Origin of the sequence: Streptomyces minutiscleroticus, assembly GCF_014650875.1 — a bacterium.
Lineage (GTDB): Bacteria > Actinomycetota > Actinomycetes > Streptomycetales > Streptomycetaceae > Streptomyces > Streptomyces minutiscleroticus.
The window spans coordinates 123176-140288 of record NZ_BMVU01000020.1 but is presented as its reverse complement, the minus strand read 5'-3'; the positions used below and the strand labels follow the sequence as shown (position 1 = coordinate 140288).

General features: G+C 72.9%; 19 protein-coding genes. 12 read left to right on the top strand and 7 right to left on the bottom strand.

The annotated features are described in order from the left end of the window. Positions 1–241 precede the first annotated feature (241 nt). Together IE271_RS20715 and IE271_RS20710 are read right to left on the bottom strand one after the other, a co-directional pair. Positions 242–1096: a DUF3558 family protein gene (locus tag IE271_RS20715; RefSeq protein ID WP_190191857.1), complete on the bottom strand. Its 855-nt coding sequence runs from the start codon at positions 1094–1096 to the stop codon at positions 242–244. A gap of 145 nt (positions 1097–1241) precedes the next feature. Further along, positions 1242–2147 (bottom strand): DUF3558 domain-containing protein, encoded by a 906-nt coding sequence (locus IE271_RS20710; protein ID WP_190191856.1) that lies wholly within the window; start codon positions 2145–2147, stop codon positions 1242–1244. Positions 2148–2357: 210 nt separating this feature from the next. On the opposite strand from IE271_RS20710, the gene IE271_RS20705 reads away from it, so the two are divergent. The 3 genes from IE271_RS20705 to IE271_RS20695 all read left to right on the top strand — a co-directional run bounded on the left by IE271_RS20705 (position 2358) and on the right by IE271_RS20695 (position 4400). Beyond that, positions 2358–3551, top strand: coding sequence for an RtcB family protein (locus IE271_RS20705; protein ID WP_190191855.1), 1194 nt, complete (start codon positions 2358–2360; stop codon positions 3549–3551). A 259-nt stretch (positions 3552–3810) separates the two neighbouring features. After that, positions 3811–4098 carry a hypothetical protein gene (locus IE271_RS20700; RefSeq protein WP_190191854.1) on the top strand — a complete coding sequence of 96 codons (288 nt, stop codon included), beginning with the start codon at positions 3811–3813 and terminating at the stop codon, positions 4096–4098. After that, the gene (locus tag IE271_RS20695; protein ID WP_190191853.1) at positions 4086–4400 is read left to right on the top strand and encodes a hypothetical protein; all 315 of its coding nucleotides are present in this window, start codon (positions 4086–4088) and stop codon (positions 4398–4400) included. Before IE271_RS20700 ends, IE271_RS20695 begins: the two co-directional genes overlap by 13 nt. Before the next feature lie 18 nt (positions 4401–4418). On the opposite strand, the gene IE271_RS20690 is transcribed toward IE271_RS20695, so the two are convergent. Both IE271_RS20690 and IE271_RS20685 read right to left on the bottom strand, forming a co-directional pair. Beyond that, positions 4419–5201 carry an SDR family NAD(P)-dependent oxidoreductase gene (locus tag IE271_RS20690; protein ID WP_190191852.1) on the bottom strand — a complete coding sequence of 261 codons (783 nt, stop codon included), beginning with the start codon at positions 5199–5201 and terminating at the stop codon, positions 4419–4421. 59 nt (positions 5202–5260) lie between these two features. After that, positions 5261–5599, bottom strand: coding sequence for a YnfA family protein (locus IE271_RS20685; protein WP_190191851.1), 339 nt, complete (start codon positions 5597–5599; stop codon positions 5261–5263). 329 nt (positions 5600–5928) lie between these two features. On the opposite strand from IE271_RS20685, the gene IE271_RS20680 reads away from it, so the two are divergent. Next, the gene (locus IE271_RS20680) at positions 5929–6414 is read left to right on the top strand and encodes a hypothetical protein (protein ID WP_190191850.1); all 486 of its coding nucleotides are present in this window, start codon (positions 5929–5931) and stop codon (positions 6412–6414) included. Here the strand turns inward: IE271_RS20680 and IE271_RS20675 are convergent. Beyond that, complete coding sequence (locus IE271_RS20675; protein WP_190191849.1) at positions 6411–7436, bottom strand: helix-turn-helix domain-containing protein; 1026 nt, start codon at positions 7434–7436, stop codon at positions 6411–6413. The genes IE271_RS20680 and IE271_RS20675 overlap by 4 nt on opposite strands. A gap of 301 nt (positions 7437–7737) precedes the next feature. Here IE271_RS20675 and IE271_RS20670 point away from each other — a divergent pair, with 301 nt between their 5' ends. Continuing rightward, positions 7738–8844: an LLM class flavin-dependent oxidoreductase gene (locus tag IE271_RS20670; protein WP_190191848.1), complete on the top strand. Its 1107-nt coding sequence runs from the start codon at positions 7738–7740 to the stop codon at positions 8842–8844. Beyond that, positions 8841–9569, top strand: a complete 729-nt coding sequence (locus IE271_RS20665) for an FMN reductase (protein ID WP_190191847.1) — start codon at positions 8841–8843, stop codon at positions 9567–9569. The genes IE271_RS20670 and IE271_RS20665 overlap by 4 nt, the downstream gene beginning before the upstream one ends. Before the next feature lie 26 nt (positions 9570–9595). On the opposite strand, the gene IE271_RS43600 is transcribed toward IE271_RS20665, so the two are convergent. Next, on the bottom strand, positions 9596–9964 hold the full coding sequence (locus IE271_RS43600; RefSeq protein ID WP_190191846.1) for a hypothetical protein: 369 nt from the start codon (positions 9962–9964) through the stop codon (positions 9596–9598). 550 nt (positions 9965–10514) lie between these two features. Here IE271_RS43600 and IE271_RS20655 point away from each other — a divergent pair. After that, the gene (locus tag IE271_RS20655) at positions 10515–11075 is read left to right on the top strand and encodes a flavoprotein (RefSeq protein WP_190191845.1); all 561 of its coding nucleotides are present in this window, start codon (positions 10515–10517) and stop codon (positions 11073–11075) included. Between the two features lie 112 nt (positions 11076–11187). Here the strand turns inward: IE271_RS20655 and IE271_RS20650 are convergent, their stop codons facing one another. Continuing rightward, positions 11188–11793 carry a hypothetical protein gene (locus IE271_RS20650; protein ID WP_190191844.1) on the bottom strand — a complete coding sequence of 202 codons (606 nt, stop codon included), beginning with the start codon at positions 11791–11793 and terminating at the stop codon, positions 11188–11190. A gap of 139 nt (positions 11794–11932) precedes the next feature. Between IE271_RS20650 and hemL the strand changes: the two genes are divergently transcribed. From hemL to IE271_RS20625, 5 genes are all read left to right on the top strand, one after another. Then, complete coding sequence (gene hemL / locus IE271_RS20645; protein ID WP_190191843.1) at positions 11933–13252, top strand: glutamate-1-semialdehyde 2,1-aminomutase; 1320 nt, start codon at positions 11933–11935, stop codon at positions 13250–13252. Then, complete coding sequence (locus tag IE271_RS20640; RefSeq protein WP_190191842.1) at positions 13249–13932, top strand: histidine phosphatase family protein; 684 nt, start codon at positions 13249–13251, stop codon at positions 13930–13932. Before hemL ends, IE271_RS20640 begins: the two co-directional genes overlap by 4 nt. Before the next feature lie 430 nt (positions 13933–14362). Further along, positions 14363–15631, top strand: a complete 1269-nt coding sequence (locus IE271_RS20635) for a polysaccharide deacetylase family protein (protein WP_373308801.1) — start codon at positions 14363–14365, stop codon at positions 15629–15631. A gap of 86 nt (positions 15632–15717) precedes the next feature. Further along, a complete protein-coding gene (locus tag IE271_RS20630) occupies positions 15718–16341 on the top strand; it encodes a TlpA family protein disulfide reductase (protein WP_190191840.1) in 624 nt (207 codons plus the stop codon). Beyond that, complete coding sequence (locus tag IE271_RS20625) at positions 16338–17111, top strand: cytochrome c biogenesis CcdA family protein (protein WP_190191839.1); 774 nt, start codon at positions 16338–16340, stop codon at positions 17109–17111. The genes IE271_RS20630 and IE271_RS20625 overlap by 4 nt, the downstream gene beginning before the upstream one ends. Positions 17112–17113: the final 2 nt, after the last annotated feature.

Here is a 17113-nt window from a genome sequence, read left to right as displayed (position 1 = left end):
GCGCACCGCCGCGTAGGACCCCGCGAAACCGATGCCCGCGATGACGACCGCCCCGAAGACGACCACCCCGATGAGCATCCGGTGCGTCTTGGTGAGCTGCATTGGCGCGGACACCCGTGCTCCCCTCCTGATGCGGTGTTTGTGCGGGCAACAGAGTGGCACATGCGTGCGGCGGACTGCGGCCCGGGACGGAAGGAGCCCGGCCCCGAGGGGGCCGGGCTCACAGGACGGCGTCGTCCGTTCACTCCTTGTCGGCGCCGGCGGCCTTCGCGTCGCTCGAGAGTTCGGAGCCCTTGCCGGAGCTCGCGCTCTTGCTCGCGCTCGGGCTCGCGCTCTTGCCCGCCCCGTCGTCCTCGGCGGAGCCGCTCCCGTTCGCGGAGACCACCGAGGCGACGGCCTCCTTGGCCGCCTTCGCCGCCGCCTTCGCCAGGTCGTCGGCGTCCGGGGTCTTGTCGCCCGCGAGGCCGGCGCCGTTGTAGTCCAGCGTCACCACGACGTTCTCGACGCGGGCCACGACCGTCTGCTGTTTGAAGGAACCCTCCTTCTTCTTCAGGTCGTAGCGCACCGCCGTCGCCTCGTCGCCCGTCCCGGTCACCGGCTCGGACTCGGTGTTCTTCGCGCCGTCGACCGCCTGCGCGGCCTTCACCTGCTTCGTGTAGTACTCGCCGGCCAGCTCGTCGCCCGAGCCGCGCGCGGCGTCCGACTCGAAGCGCAGCAGGGACACGTTGAGCCAGCGGAACTGGGAGCCCTTCACACCGTTGTTGTCGAGGCTGTCCCAGGAGCAGCTGACGCGCGCCGACGTGTCGCTCGACTGCCCCTCCTTGCCGGCCTTGGCGCCCTCGGGCACCAGGTCCTTCAGCGTCTTGGAGGACAGCACGTCGCACGGCTCGGGCAGCTTCGCGTACGTGGCCTCCTTCACCGCCGCGGCCGTCTCCGTGGCGGACGCCGAGGCCGAGGCGGACGCCTTCGCACCGGCGTCCCCGCCCTCCCCGTCGCCGGAGCCGGAGTCGGAGGAGCAGCCGGAGACGGCGAACAGCGCCGGAACGGCGGCTGCGGAGACGAGGATGCGGGTGAGTCGCTGTGCGGGTCGGTGCATGGTTCCTTCACTCGTGACGCTCGTGTCCGTACGGTCCCGTCGGACCCGACGCGTACGGTTTCGCCGGGTCCGAGGGGCCACGGTACGCCGTGCGGGGGACGGGCGGCTCGGCTTCCGCCGACTCCCGGGAGGGCGCGGGGCGCCTCTAGCCGTCGAGCGAGTCGGCCAGTTCGGCCGCCAGTTTCCTGGCTCTGTCCTGCATTTCCTCGCTGGCCGGAGCGTTCGCCGCGGTCGTCGACTGCTCCTCGTACTCGATGGTCACGATGACGTTGGACGTGCGGAACACCACAGTCACGGTGCGCTGCAGGGCCCCCGGCCCGGACGTGCCCGGCTCGTCGTCGAGGAACGCCTCGTCACCCAGGCCGTCGAGCGTGCGGGGCTGCAGGGCGGTGGACGAGGCGCCGGGGGAGGCCGAGCCGGAGGCGTCGTCCGAGGCGTCGGACGCGTCGTCGGACGGCTCGTCCGAGGCGTCGGAGCCGCCCGCCCCGCGGGTGTCCGCCGAGTCGTCCGTGTCCGTGTCCTTGTCCGCCTCCGCCGAACTCTCCGCGCCCGCCTCGCCGGACGGTTCCGGTGCCCCGGACGCGGTGTCGTCCGCCGTCGGCTCCGGCAGGTCCGCGTCCTCCTCCAGCGACGCGTAGAGCTCCGCGGCGCGGCTGTCGTCGCTGACCGAGGTGTCGTACGAGACCACGCGCTCGAAGTCGACCAGCAGGTGGTCCGTGGCCGTCGCCGACTCCACCTTCCACCGGCAGCCGACCTTGCGGTCCGTGTCGTACGTCAGCGTGGCGTCCCCGGCGTACACCCGCTCCCGCTGGCCCTCGTCCGTGATCTCCTCGAGGCCGGGCAGCAGGTCGTCGAGCGTGCCGTGGCTCACGGCGCCGCAGGGCTCGGGCAGCGTGCGGTATCTGCCGGGCTGGGCGGACGCGCTGGTCGTGCCGGTGTCACCGGCCTTCGCGTCGCCGCTTTCGCCGTCGTCGTCCGAACCGCCGGTGCAGCCGGCGAGGAGCGCCACGAGAAGCGCGGCGACGCCGGGTCCGTACGCCTTCCGCTGCACGGTGGCTCCTTCCGACGGGGCGGGGCGGGCGGACCCGCAGGTTATTCGCTTGCCGGGCCGGGGCGGCCGGTGACCACAATGTCTACCGCACGCATTGCCGTGGACGCCGGTCCGTCTTCCCATTCGTCGACCTTGGCTCCGGTATTTGCTGTTCGAGGCTTTTGTTGTCATTCAGGGTCTTCCGGGGCCCGCCCGGGGGATGAGGGAGTCATGTCGTACGTAGAGGTGCCGGGGGCGAAGGTCCCGATCCGGATGTGGACGGACCCCGCGTCCGTCGAGGACGTCGCGCTCCAGCAGCTGCGCAACGTCGCGACGCTGCCGTGGATCGAGGGCCTGGCCGTGATGCCGGACGTCCACTACGGCAAGGGCGCGACGGTGGGCTCCGTGATCGCGATGCGGGACGCGGTGTGCCCGGCGGCGGTCGGGGTGGACATCGGCTGCGGCATGTCCGCGGTCAGGACGTCCCTGACCGCGAACGACCTGCCCGGCGACCTGTCCCGGCTGCGCTCGAAGATCGAGCAGGCCATTCCGGTGGGACGGGGGATGCACGACAGCCCGGTCGACCCGGGGCGTTTCCACGGCTTCGGCACGACGGGCTGGGACGGCCTGTGGGACCGGTTCGACGGCATCGCGGAGGCGGTCAAGTTCCGTCAGGAACGGGCCACGAAGCAGATGGGGACGCTCGGATCCGGCAACCACTTCATCGAGGTCTGCACGAGCGAGACGGGTGACGTCTGGCTCATGCTGCACTCCGGTTCGCGCAACATCGGCAAGGAGCTGGCCGAGCACCACATCGGCGTCGCCCAGAAGCTCCCGCACAACCAGGGCCTGGTCGACCGCGACCTCGCCGTCTTCGTCGCGGACACCCCGCAGATGGCGGCGTACCGCAACGACCTGTTCTGGGCGCAGGAGTACGCCAGGTACAACCGCGCGGTGATGATGAGCCTTCTGAAGGACGTCGTCCGCAAGGAGTTCAAGAAGGCGAAGGTCACCTTCGAGCCGGAGATCAGCTGCCACCACAACTACGTGAACATCGAGCGCTACGACGGCATGGACCTGCTGGTCACCCGCAAGGGCGCCATCAGCGCCAGGACCGGCGAGCACGGGATCATCCCCGGCTCGATGGGCACGGGCTCGTACATCGTGAAGGGCCTCGGCAACGAGAAGTCCTTCAACTCCGCCTCCCACGGCGCCGGCCGCCGCATGAGCCGCAACGCCGCCAAGCGCCGCTTCTCCGCGAAGGACCTGGAGGAGCAGACGCGGGGAGTGGAGTGCCGCAAGGACTCCGGCGTCGTGGACGAGATCCCGGGCGCGTACAAGCCGATCGAGCGGGTCATCGAGCAGCAGACGGACCTGGTCGAGGTGGTGGAGAAGCTGAAGCAGGTGGTGTGCGTCAAGGGCTGACGCACGAGGAAGGACCGGGACCGGCCGGGACCGGGACCGCGCGGATCTCCTCCGCGCGGCCCCGCGCCGCCTCCGCGGCGTCCTCGCCGGTCCACCCGGGAGGTCCGCGCGGAACAGGTGTCCCGCGCGGGTTCGGAAGCCGTCCCGGAGGGGATGTCCCCTGACACGGAAGTCGTGCGGTGAGCCGCACGGTGTGTGTCCGCCCACGGTCCGGCCCTGCGGCCGCGGCGGCGGGCCGCACGGAGTCACGGGGGTGCTCATGAAGCAGCGCATACGTACGTCGGCCCTGGTCGCGGGGGTCCTGCTCGCCATGGGGAGCGCGCTGGCCGGCTGTTCCCAGGAGCACGACGACGAGCGGGGCAAGGGGGACGCCCCGGTGGCGGGGAGGAAGGGGGACGACACCCCCGCCGAGGTGTTCAACATGCCCGACGGGTTCGGGAACCTCGCCACCAAGTGCGTGGGACACGGGTTCCGGGCGTACGTGACGACCAACGCGACCGGGCCGTCCAACGTGCAGATCGTCGAGGACGAGGCATGCGCCGGCTGACGGCCGCCGGCACCGCCCTCGCGCTCGTCCTCCTGCTCGCCGGATGCTCCCAGGAGCACTACGACGAGCGGGGCAAGGCCGACGCACCGGTGGCGGGCAGGAAGGGGGACGACACCCCCGCCGAGGTCTACAACTTCCCCGACGGGTTCGGGAACCTCGCCACCAAGTGCGTCGGGGACGGCAGGCGGGGATACGCCACGACGCGGCACGTCCGGACGGAGGGGGACGGGAACACCACCGAGATCGTGATCACCCCGGCGAACGCCGTCGTCGTCGACGACCCGGACTGCGATCAGCCCTGACCCGCTGCTTCGCACGGGTCACAACTCCCGGTGCACCTTCGTGTTGGAGGCCTGGGCGCGCGGGCGGACGATCATCAGGTCGATGTTGACGTGGGAGGGCCGGGTCACCGCCCAGGTGATCGTGTCCGCCACGTCGTCCGCGGTCAGCGGCTCGGCGACGCCCTCGTAGACCTTCTCCGCCTTCTCCTTGTCGCCGCGGTGGCGCGTCAGCGAGAACTCGTCGGTCTTCACCATGCCGGGCGCGATCTCGACGACGCGCACCGGCGTGCCGACGATCTCCAGGCGCAGCGTCTCCGCGAGGACGTGCTCCGCGTGCTTGGCGGCGACGTAGCCCGCCCCGCCCTCGTAGGTGGCGTGACCGGCCGTCGAGGACACGACGACCACCGTGCCGTCGCCGCTCGCGGTCAGCGCGGGCAGCAGCGCCTGGGTGAGGTTCAGCGTGCCGAGGACGTTCGTCTCGTACATCTGCCGCCAGTCCGCCGGGTCGCCGGTCGCGACGGGGTCGGTGCCGAGCGCGCCGCCCGCGTTGTTCACCAGGACGCCGATCGTCCTGAACGCCGTGGCGAACTCGTCCACCGCCGCGCGGTCGGTGACGTCCAGCGCGTACGCCGTGGCCTGGTGGCCCGCGGCGTTGATCTCCTCGGCCAGCGCCTCGATGCGGTCCTTGCGGCGGGCGGTCAGCACGACGCGGTAGCCCGCCGCCGCGAGCCGCCGTGCCGTGGCGGCGCCGATGCCGCTGCTGGCGCCCGTGACGACGGCGATGCGGGACGGGGCGGCGGGCGCGGAGGGTGCGGAGGTCATGGCTGCTCCTCGAAGGGACTGGACGGTCGGGGACGGAGGGCCAGGATAGGCAGGCGCGATCAGCCGCCGTCGCGGGGCGCCCACATGATCACGGCCATGCCCGCCAGGCAGATCAGCGCGCCGGCCACGTCCCACCGGTCGGGCCGGTAGCCGTCGGCCACCGCGCCCCACGCGATCGAGCCCGCCACGAAGATCCCGCCGTAGGCCGCGAGGACGCGCCCGAACTCGGCCTCGGGCTGGAGGGTGGCGACGAAGCCGTAGACGCCGAGCGCCATGACCCCGGCGCCGATCCAGAGCCGGCCGCGGTGCTCCCGCACGCCCTGCCAGACCAGCCAGGCGCCGCCGATCTCGAAGAGGGCGGCGAGGACGAACAGGGCGGCGGAACGGGCGACGAGCATGGGGGCAGCCTCGCACGGCGGCGGGCCGCGGCGGACGACGGGGCCACCGGGCGGCACCGTCACCTGATGGAGGGCGCCTGTCGCGCGCGGCACGTGGGATACATCCGGTGAGTTCGAGGTCGGCGGGCCGAGCCGGAGGTGTGGGCCACATGCGGGATGCGGACGTGGAGGGACGTACGGGTGCGGGCGCGCGTGCGGGTGCAAGGGCGGGTGAGGGGGCGGCGGGCGCCGTGCGCGGACGAAGGGACCGAGGAGCGGGAGGGGAGCGGGGAGTGCGCGCGGTGAGGGGGACGGTGCGGTGCGGGCGACTCCGGGAGGCGCGCGTACGGGTGACGGCGGTCCTGGCGGCCGCCCTGGTGCTGGGCGCGGGCTCGCCCGCCGCCGCCCTCGCGCCCGCGGCCCCCGGCCGGTCCGGCACCGCCCGGGCGGAGGCCGACGTCGCGTACCACGGTTCCGTGGTGGTGCGGGACGGGCGGGTGCGGGTCCGGGTGATGCCGCGCAACCACGGACCGGACCCCCTGGCCGGCGCGACCCTGCGGCTGCGCTGGTCGGAGGCGCTCGCGGACCGGCAGCGGCTGCCCGACGACTGCGTGCGCACGGGCGGGCGGACCGTCCTGTGCGGTACGGGCGCGCTCGCCGCGAACGGCGTTCCGGGGCGGCGCGTCGACGTGACGGTGCGCCTGCGGGGCGAGCCCTCCGAGGTGACGGTGGAGTGCGACACGGTGTGGCGCGCGGGCGCCGCCCTGGACCGGAACCCGCGCAACGACCGGCAGCGCGTCCTCGCCCTGGACACGGGCGACACGTACGTCTTCTAGCGCGGACCGTCCGGTGCCGGCGGGGTCGGCCCGGTCCCGGCGCGGCGGGCCCGGTCCCGGAGCGGCCGGTCCGGCGGGTCCGCCGGGCCGGGCCGGTCCGCGCGGTCCGGCCGGTTCCCCCGCCGGCTCCGCGCCTGCGCGTACGCGGTGGGCGGCACTCCCACCGTCGCCGTGAAGTCGCGCACGAGGTGGGCCTGGTCGGCGTAGCCGAGGTCGGCGGCGAGGGCCGCCCAGTCGACCGTGCGCGAGGTCTCCGCGTGCTCCAGGGCCTCGTGGATGCGGTAACGCAGGATGATCCACTTCGGGCCCACGCCGACGTACGCGGCGAAGAGCCGCTGCAGCACCCGTACGGACAGGCCCTCCGCGCGGGCGAAGTCGCCCACCCGGCGGATCGCGCGGTCGGTGCGGATGCGGTCGACGAGCGCCATGGCCAGGTCGGCCTGCGGGTCGGGCCGCGGGCCGAGCGCGAGCAGGTACGCGTCGAGGGCGGCCACGCGCGCGTCCTCGTCGTCCTCGTCCTCGGGGCCGAGCACGGCCGCGACGGCGTCCCCGGCCCGGGCCCCTGTGCCGGTCCCGACTCCGGCCCCGGTCCCGGCACCCGCGTCGGTGTCCGCGCCCGTACGGTCCGCGGGCGGGCCGAAGACCTCCTCCAGCGTCAGCCGCCGCCCGGTCCAGTCCGCCACCGGGCGTCCCGGTGCGAAGGGCCGGAAGCCGCCGGGCCGGAACTGCACCCCGCACACCCGGCCCCGCCCCTCCAGCTTCTGCGTGAACAGGCCGAGCCCGATCCCCGCGACCTCGCCGAAGGGCGGCCGGCCGTCGCCGTGGCGCTGGAAGACGACGTTGACGGACGGGTGCGGGACGACGTGCGAGGCGTACGGCTCGGGCAGGTCCCAGTCGATGAGCCAGTAGTGCTCCAGGTACGGGCGGAGCGCCGGGGCCGGCTCGCGGCGCCGGAAGCGGACGCGCGCGAAGAGCTCCCCGGCGTCGACGATGCCTCGGGTGTCACGGCGTGGGGCGGCCATGCCCGGATCGTAGGCCGGGGCACTGACAGCGGGACCGGGGCGACCGGCAGCGGGGCGGGACAACCGACGGCGGGACCGGGACACCGACAGCGGGCCGGACTCCGGGCCGGACCCGGGACCGGTCCGGACCAGCAACCGGCTCGGGTCAGAGCCGGACCGGCTCGGGCCGGACTCCGGGCCGGTCCCGGGACCGGCGGGGGGCCCGGTCCCGCCGCCGGTGCCCGGGGGAATAGCTCTTCCCTTCCGCACGTTTGCGGGTATAGTTGAATCGTCAACAAACGGCAGCGGGAGATGAGCAGCCATGCAGTTCGGGATCTTCACCGTCGGCGATGTCACGCCGGACCCGACGACCGGGCGGACGCCGACCGAGCGCGAGCGCATCAAGGCGATGGTGGCGATCGCACTGAAGGCGGAGGAGGTCGGCCTGGACGTGTTCGCCACCGGTGAGCACCACAACCCGCCGTTCGTGCCGTCCTCGCCGACCACCATGCTCGGCTACATCGCCGCCCGCACCGAGCGGCTGATCCTGTCGACCTCCACCACGCTGATCACCACGAACGACCCGGTGAAGATCGCCGAGGACTTCGCGATGCTGCAGCACCTCGCGGACGGCCGGACGGACCTGATGATGGGCCGCGGCAACACCGGCCCGGTCTACCCCTGGTTCGGCCAGGACATCCGCCAGGGCATCAACCTCGCGGTGGAGAACTACGCGCTGCTGCACCGCCTGTGGCGCGAGGACGTGGTGACCTGGGAGGGCAAGTTCCGCACGCCGCTGCAGTCCTTCACCTCCACCCCGCGCCCGCTGGACGGCGTGCCGCCGTTCGTCTGGCACGGCTCCATCCGCTCCCCGGAGATCGCCGAGCAGGCCGCGTACTACGGCGACGGCTTCTTCCACAACAACATCTTCTGGCCCGCCAGTCACACCAAGCAGATGATCCAGCTGTACCGCGAGCGGTACGCCCACTACGGGCACGGCACCCCGGAGCAGGCGATCGTGGGCCTGGGCGGCCAGGTGTTCATGCGGAAGAACTCCCAGGACGCCGTCCGCGAGTTCCGCCCCTACTTCGACGTCGCGCCCGTGTACGGGCACGGCCCGTCGCTGGAGGACTTCATGGCCCAGACCCCGCTGACGGTGGGCTCCCCGCAGCAGGTGATCGAGCGCACGCTGTCCTTCCGCGACTACGCCGGCGACTACCAGCGCCAGCTGTTCCTGATGGACCACGCAGGGCTGCCGCTGAAGACGGTCCTGGAGCAGCTCGACATCCTCGGCGAGGAGGTCGTGCCGGTGCTGCGCGAGGAGTTCGCCAAGAGGCGCCCGGCGAACGTGCCGGACGCCCCCACCCACGCCGCCCGCGTCGAGGCGGCCTCGAAGGCGGCACAGACCCCGGAGGTGACCACCGCATGAAGCTCGTCGTCGTCTCGGCGGGGCTGAGCGTCCCGTCGTCCACCCGGCTGCTGGCCGACCGGCTGGCCCAGGCGGCCGTCCGGCAGGCCGGCGCCGGGGCCGACGTCCAGGTCGTCGAGCTGCGCGACCTGGCCGTGGACATCGCCCACAACTTCACCACCGGGTTCCCGGGAGCGAAGCTGGCCCAGGCGCTGGACGCCGTGGCGTCGGCGGACGGCCTGATCACCGTCACGCCGGTCTTCTCGGCCTCCTACAGCGGTCTGTTCAAGTCGTTCTTCGACGTGCTCGACAAGGACGCGCTGACGGACAAGCCCGTCCTGATCGCGGCCACCGGCGGCTCGGCCCGCCACTCCCTGGTCCTGGACCACGCGCTGCGCCCGCTGTTCGCCTACCTCCGGGCGGTCGTCGTGCCGACCGGCGTGTACGCGGCCTCGGAGGACTGGGGCGCGGACGGCCTGGAGACCCGCATCGAGCGGGCGGCCGGGGAACTGCTCCGCCTGCTGCGCCCGGCCACCGCCCCGGCGGCCGGCACGGCGGCCCCGGCCCCGGCCTCCGCACCGGAGGCCGAGGCGCCCGCACCGGCCGCCACCGCCGCCCCGGCCAAGACGCCGGAGTACGGCGCGGACTCCACCGGCCCGGCCCCGAACGCGGGCGAGGCGGTGCGCCACGGCGACTTCGACGTGGTCCCCTTCGACCAGCTCCTCGCCTCGCTGCGCCCGCAGTGACGCGGCAGGCGGTTCCGCCCGCCACCTCACGGACAGCCGGCCCCGCGGCCCCCGCCGCGGGGCTGCCGCGTACCCTCCGTCCACGTCCGCTGTCCGGCGGCCCCCGGGCGACCTGGACCGGACACACCGTCGTCGCGCGGGACGGCGTCCGGCTCTCCTGCCGGGACCGGGGCGGGCCGGGTCCCGCCGTCCTCCTGCCGCACGGGCCGGCCGGGCACGCGGGGGAGTGGGACGCCGTCGCCCGGGAGCCGGGTCCCGGCCACCGGGTCGTCGCCTTCGACCAGCGCGGCCGCGGCGCCGGCGAGCGCCACCCGGACGACGTGTCCCGCGCCGCCCACGTCGCCGGCGTCCTCACCGCGGCCGACCGGCTGGGCCTGGACCGGGGTGCCGCCCATGGGAGCACCGGTCACTTTGACCGCCCTGCCCGGTCTGACCGCCCTGCCAGTTCCGACAGGCCCGACCGTTCCGACTGGCCCGACCGTTCCGGCCGGCTTGGCCGATCCGGTCGTCCTGATCTGCGGCCCGGTCGCCCCGGGGCGTGGCTCGCCACCCGGACCGTACGGCCGTCCGCGCGGCGGTGGCCCGGTGTCCCCGCGCCCTTCGCGTCGTGCCGCCCGTACGCCGCCCGTGGGCCGTCCGCGGACGCTCAGGCACCGGTTCCCGTGGCCGCCGTCCAGCCGCGGGCCGGTCACCCGCACGAGTGACGGGTCGGGAGGGCGGGCGGTGAGTCCTTTCCCCGGTTCTCGGGGGAGCGCGCCGGTGGACCGGCCCCTCGCGCGGCGGGTACCGGTGCGTCCGCCGGGCCCGGCCGGCGGACGCCCGTCGGGCCGTTCGACCGACCGCCCGATTCCGTTCGCGACTTGACCGTTTTGCGTATGCCGCCCGCTATCGCCGCCGTACGCTGCCGGAATCGCACCGCTTCAGACGCCGACCGGGGGGACCCGCGTGACCATTCCGAGTGCTCCGAACAGTTCGGGCAAGAAGCCCTTCCTGTATGTCGTGGTCTGCGCCTGCGACGTCGCCGGCCGGGTCGGGAAGCTGATCACGGCCGCGCAGGAGCGGGACTGGGACGTCGGCGTCATCGCCACTCCGCAGGGTCTGGACTTCTTCGACCCGGAGACGGTCGAGGCCCTGACCGGCTACCCGGTCCGCTCCTCCTGGCGCACGACCGGAAGGAGCCCCCTGCCGCCCCCGGACGCCATCGCGGTCGCCCCGGCCAGCTTCAACACGGTCAACAAGTGGGCGGCGGGGATTTCGGACACCCTCGCGCTGGGCGTGCTGTGCGAGGCGTACGGCACGTACACGCCCACCGCCGTCCTGCCCTACGTGAGCGAGGCCCAGGCCGCCCACCCCGCCTACCGGCGCAACCTCAAGCAGCTGAGCGGCATGGGGGTCCTGATCGGCACCTACCGCGCCCACCGCCCCGATTCGGGCGGCGAGGCGGACAGCTTCCGCTGGGAGAAGGCCCTGGACCTCCTGGAGCCCAAGGTCGCGCGCATGCGGTGAGGCGAGGAGAGTGGCGGGGCGCGGTGGGCGGCCGACGCGGGCGGGGGCACACGCCGTCGCGGACAGGCCGGCGGGCGGGCCCGGGACCCGCCCGACCCGGAGGAAGTCCCGCTCAGGGCCACACCAGGCAGTAGGCCTGGTGGCCCGCCTCGTGGAGGCGGTGGCTGAAGTCCTGCCACTCGTGGAGCAGCTGGTAGACGTTGAAGGCGTCGCGGGGGCCGCCGCGGTCGGGGACGGTGGACCAGATGAACGCCGCCGCGCCCACCGCCTCCTCGCCGATGCCGCGCAGCGGGTCGACGACCGTCATGGGGAGCTTCACGACCGCGTAGTCGGGATGCAGCACGACCAGTTCCAGCGGCGGGACGCGGTGCAGCGGGACACCCTCGATGCCGGTGAGGACCATCGCCGCCATCGTCTCCGGCTTGATCTTGGTGAACATGCCGCCCATGCCGAGCTCGTCACCGCCGAGCTCCTCGGGGCGCATGGAGATCGGGACGCGGGCGGCGGTCGCACCGTCCGGAGCCCCGAAGTACTTGTAGGTCACCCCCACCCGGCCACCACTCCTGCTCCCGGCCCGCAGGCGCTCGGTCGTCCGCTCGGGCTCATTCTGTACCTGCCGAGATTCGGCCGCCTCCGCCTCGCGCCGGTGCCTTCCCCGCCGGGCACGGCGAGGACCCAGGTCATCGGTCCCCTCGCCCAGTCCGCCACCGCGATGCATATCTCCACCCGACTGCTTTTCTAGGGCGCGCTGCCCCGGCCGCGCGACCCGATCATCGTGTCAGTGACCTCCCCCGCGGCCGCGCGCCGAAACGTACGCGCAAACACCTGTCCGCAGGATCTTCGCAGCCTCTGACACCATGGCCTGTGTGAGCTATCCGTACGAAGCCCCAGTTTCGCAGACTCTTTTCGACCGTGCTGCTGCCGTCACGCCGGGCGGCGTGAACTCTCCGGTGCGCGCGTTCGGCGCCGTGGGCGGTACGCCCCGCTTCATGGTGTCCGGTGCCGGTCCGTACCTCACGGATGCCGACGGACGCGAGTACGTGGACCTCGTTTGCTCGTGGGGGCCGATGATCCTCGGCCATTGTCACCCCGAGGTGAACGCAGCGGTCCGGGCAGCCGTATCCCGCGGAACGTCCTTCGGGACCCCGGGAGAGGGCGAGGTCGCGCTCGCCGAGGAGATCGTCGCCCGCGTCGAGCCCGTGGAGCAGGTCCGCCTCGTCTCCAGCGGCACCGAGGCGACCATGTCGGCCATCCGCCTCGCGCGCGGTTTCACCGGGCGCACCAAGGTGATCAAGTTCGCCGGGTGCTACCACGGCCACGTCGACGCGCTGCTCGCGTCGGCGGGCTCCGGCCTCGCCACCTTCGCGCTGCCCGACACGCCCGGCGTCACCGGCGCCCAGGCCGGCGACACGATCGTGCTCCCCTACAACGACCTCGACGCCGTGCGGGCCGCCTTCCGGGCGCACCCGGGCGAGATCGCCTGCGTGATCACCGAGGCCTCGCCGGGCAACATGGGCGTCGTCCCGCCGCTGCCCGGCTTCAACCAGGGCCTGAAGGACGTCTGCGCGGAGAACGGCTCGCTGTACATCTCCGACGAGGTGATGACCGGCTTCCGCACCTCGAAGGCCGGCTGGTACGGAGTGGACGGCGTCCGCCCCGACCTCATGACCTTCGGCAAGGTCATGGGCGGCGGCTTCCCGGCCGCCGCCTTCGGCGGGCGCGCCGACGTGATGGCGCACCTCGCGCCCGCGGGCCCCGTCTACCAGGCGGGCACCCTGTCCGGGAACCCGGTCGCGACGGCCGCGGGCCTCGCCCAGCTGCGCCTCCTCGACGACGCCGCGTACGCCGCCGTGGACGCGGTGTCCGAGCAGATCCGCGCGCTGGTGTCGGAGGCGCTCACCAAGGAGGGCGTGGCGCACCGCGTGCAGAACGCCTCCAACATGTTCTCCGTCTTCTTCACCGAGCGGGACGTGCGGAACTACGAGGACGCGAAGGCGCAGGAGTCCTTCCGCTTCACCGCCTTCTTCCACTCGATGCTGTCGCAGGGCGTGTACCTGCCGCCGTCGTCGTTCGAGTCCTGGTTCGTGTCGACGGCCCACGACGAGCAGGCGGTGCAGCGGATCGCCGACGCCCTCCCGGCGGCGGCGCGGGCAGCAGCGGAGGCCACGGCAGCATGAGTGACATCACCGTCGTCCACGTGATGCGGCACGGCGAGGTCGAGAACCCGGACGGGATCCTCTACGGCCGCCTCGCCGGGTACCACCTGTCCGAGCTGGGCCGGCGGATGGCCGACCGGGTCGCCGAGCACCTCTCCTCCCGCGACATCACGCACGTCGTGGCGTCGCCGCTGGAGCGGGCGCAGGAGACGGCCACGCCGATCGCCAAGGCGCACGGTCTCGACCTGGCCACCGACGCCCGGCTGATCGAGGCGGAGAACGTCTTCCAGGGCAAGACCTTCGGGGTCGGCGACGGCGCGCTGCGCCGGGCCGAGAACTGGAAGCACCTGGTCAACCCCTTCAAGCCGTCCTGGGGCGAGCCGTACCTGGAGCAGGTCGTCCGGATGATGGGGGCGGTCGACGCGGCGAAGGACGCCGCGCGCGGCCACGAGGCGGTGTGCGTCTCGCACCAGCTGCCCATCTGGATCCTGCGCAGCTTCGTCGAGCGGCGGCGGCTGTGGCACGACCCGCGCAAGCGGCAGTGCACGCTCGCCTCGCTGACGACCTTCACCTACCAGGGCGACAAGATAGTCTCCGTCGGCTACAGCGAGCCCGCCCTCGACCTCGTCCCGCCCCACCTGCGCGCGGGCGCGAAGCAGACGAAGGGCGCGAAGGGCCAGGGCAAGGCGTACGGGGCGTAACGGTTCCCCTGGGGCTCCGGGAGGAACCGGGCGGCGGCCTCCGGGCCGCTTCCGGTGGCGCGTCCGGGTCCGGTGCCCGGGACGCACGGGCCCGGACCCGCCGGCGGTACGCCGCCGGCGCACCGGAGCGCGGGGCGCTGCCGGCGTACGCCCCGGCGCCCGTCCCCCGGCGCCGTTCGCGGCGGCCCCGGCGTCCCGGGAGCCCGGTGCGTCCCGCCCGCCCCGCCGCTCCCTCGCCGGGCCCGGGACGCAATCACCGGGCGACCGGTTCCCCGTCGTTCGTCACGGATTCGTCTTCGTATTCTCCGCAAAATATGTTCGAGTTTCATGGAACTCGCCTCTTCGTCGCGTGCTCTAACTCGGTGTCCATCGCGCATGGGCATCAGAGCGACGAATGGGGTTGGCAGTGCGTGACATCAGCCGAAGGGGAATGCTGGGGCTCGGAGCGGGCGCGGCGGCGGCTCTCGGACTCGCGGGGTGCGGGACCGCGTCGGGGGGAGACCCCGCAGGCCACGAGCGGGGTCCCGGTGACGCCGGCAAGGGCGGCGGCGGCAGTACCGGGCCCACGGCCCGGCCTCTCGGCGACGGTTCCACCTCGTTCACCGGAAAGCAGCCAAATCAGCCCGAAAAGCCCGAACCGCTGGAGCCGGGGCAGACGCCCCCGCAATTCGTGGTGTTCTCCTGGGACGGCGCGGGAGACGTCGGGAACGGGCTTTTCCCGCGTTTCCTGAAGGCCGCCGAGGAGTGCGGAGCGCACATGACGTTCTTCCTCTCGGGGCTCTATCTGCTGCCCGAGTCCAAGAAGCGGCTCTACCGCCCGCCGAACAACGACGTCGGCGCCTCCGACATCGGCTACCTCACCGACGAGCACATCAAGGGCACGCTCGGCAACATACGCAAGGCCTGGCTCGACGGGCACGAGATAGGCACCCACTTCAACGGCCACTTCTGCGGGGGCACCGGCACCGTGGCGAACTGGACCCCCGCCCAGTGGCGCAGCGAGATCGAGCAGGCGAAGTCCTTCGTGAAGGAGTGGCGCACGAACACGGGCTGGACCGACCTGCCCGCCCTGCCCTTCGACTACGACAAGGAGCTGGTCGGCGGCCGCACCCCCTGCCTGCTCGGCCAGGACAACCTCCTGCCGGCCGCCCGCGGGCTGGGCTGGCGCTACGACGCCTCCTCGCCCGGCGGCCAGCAGCGCTGGCCGGACAAGAAGCAGGGGCTGTGGGACCTGCCGCTGCAGGCGATGCCGTTCCCGGGCCGCTCCTTCGAGGTGCTGTCCATGGACTACAACATCCTCGCCAACCAGTCGATCAACTCCACGCAGGCGCCCGCCCACAACTACCCGGCCTGGCGCGAGCAGGCCACCAAGGCCTACATCGCCGGCTTCGAGCGGGCCTACGGCACCAACCGCGCCCCCTTCTTCATCGGCAACCACTTCGAGACCTGGAACGGCGGCATCTACATGGACGCCGTCGAGGCGGCCCTGCGTCACATCGCCCGGGAGAAGGAGAAGGGCGCCGACGTCCGCCTCGTCTCCTTCCGCCAGCTCGTGGACTGGCTGGACGTCCAGACGCCCGCCGTCCTGGAGAGGCTGCGCTCGCTCCAGGTGGGGGAGGAGCCCGCGGGCGGCTGGCGGCGGTACCTCGGCGGCACCGGCGCGAGCAGCGCCTCGAACACCTCCGCGAGTGCCGCGTAGGACCCGGACGGGCCGCCTGAAATGCGGGTGTGTACGCGCGAGGGGGGTGCGCAAGATCCCCAGAACGGGCATGCGAAACTTTTCACATGAGTGCCGCCAGCCGCGCCCCCCGGCGTCCGAACCGCACCCGTAGCCGCGCCGTCCTGCTCAGCAGCGGGGCCGCCGTCGCGGCGCTGTCCCTGTCCGCCTGCAGCTCCGGCGGCACCTCGGGCGGCTCCGGCGACACCAACTTCGTCACCGGCACCGACGGCATCGCCACCGCGGCCAGGGTCGAGCGGGCCGACGCGCCGAAGCTCGACGGCGAGACCCTCGACGGCAGGACCCTGGACGTCTCCGACTACAAGGGCAAGATCGTCGTACTGAACGTCTGGGGCTCCTGGTGCCCGCCCTGCCGGGCCGAGGCCCCGAACTTCGTCAAGGTCTCCGAGGACCTGAAGGACGAGGGCGTGCAGTTCGTCGGCATCAACACGCGTGACACCAGCAAGGGCCCGGCGAGGGAGTTCGAGAAGGACTACGACGTCGCCTACCCGAGCCTGTACGACCCCACCGGCAAGCTGATCCTGCGCTTCCCCAAGGGCTCGCTGAACCCGCAGACCATCCCCTCCACGGTCGTCCTCGACCGGGACGGGAGGATCGCCGCGCGGTCGCTGTCGCCCCTGAGCGAGAAGAACCTGCGCAAGATGCTGAAGCCGATCCTCGCGGAGAAGTGACCGCCGTGTCCCTCCTCGCCGCGTTCCCCGAACCGAACTCCACGATCGCCGACGGGGCCCTCCTGCTGGCCCTGCCGGTCGCCCTCCTCGGCGGCCTCGTCTCGTTCTTCTCGCCCTGCGTCCTGCCGCTCGTCCCCGGCTACCTGTCGTACGTCACGGGCGTCAGCGGCACGGACCTGGCGGACGCCAGACGGGGCCGGATGGTCGCCGGCGCGGGACTCTTCGTCCTCGGCTTCACCGCCGTGTTCGTCTCCGGCGGCGCGCTCTTCGGCTACTTCGGCCAGACCCTGCAGTCGTACCAGGACACGCTGACGAAGGTCCTCGGCGTGCTGATGGTGCTGCTGGGCGTGTTCTTCATGGGGCTGATGCCCTGGCTCACCCAGCGCGAGTTCCGCTTCCACAAGCGGCCGGTGGCCGGGCTCGTCGGGGCACCCCTCCTCGGCGCGCTCTTCGGCATCGGCTGGACGCCCTGCATCGGCCCGACCCTCGCCTCGGTCAACGTGCTCGCCATGGACCAGGCCAGCGCGGGCCGCGGCGCCGTCCTGTCGGTCGCGTACTGTCTGGGCCTGGGCGTGCCCTTCGTCCTCGCCGCCGTCGCCTTCCGCAAGGCGCTCGGCGCCTTCGGCTGGGTCAAGCGCCACTACGTGTGGGTGATGCGCATCGGCGGCGTCATGATGATCGCGACCGGTCTGCTGCTGCTGACCGGCGCGTGGGACCGCATCGTGCAGGAGATGCAGGTCTGGTCCGACGGCTTCACGGTGGGGATGTAACT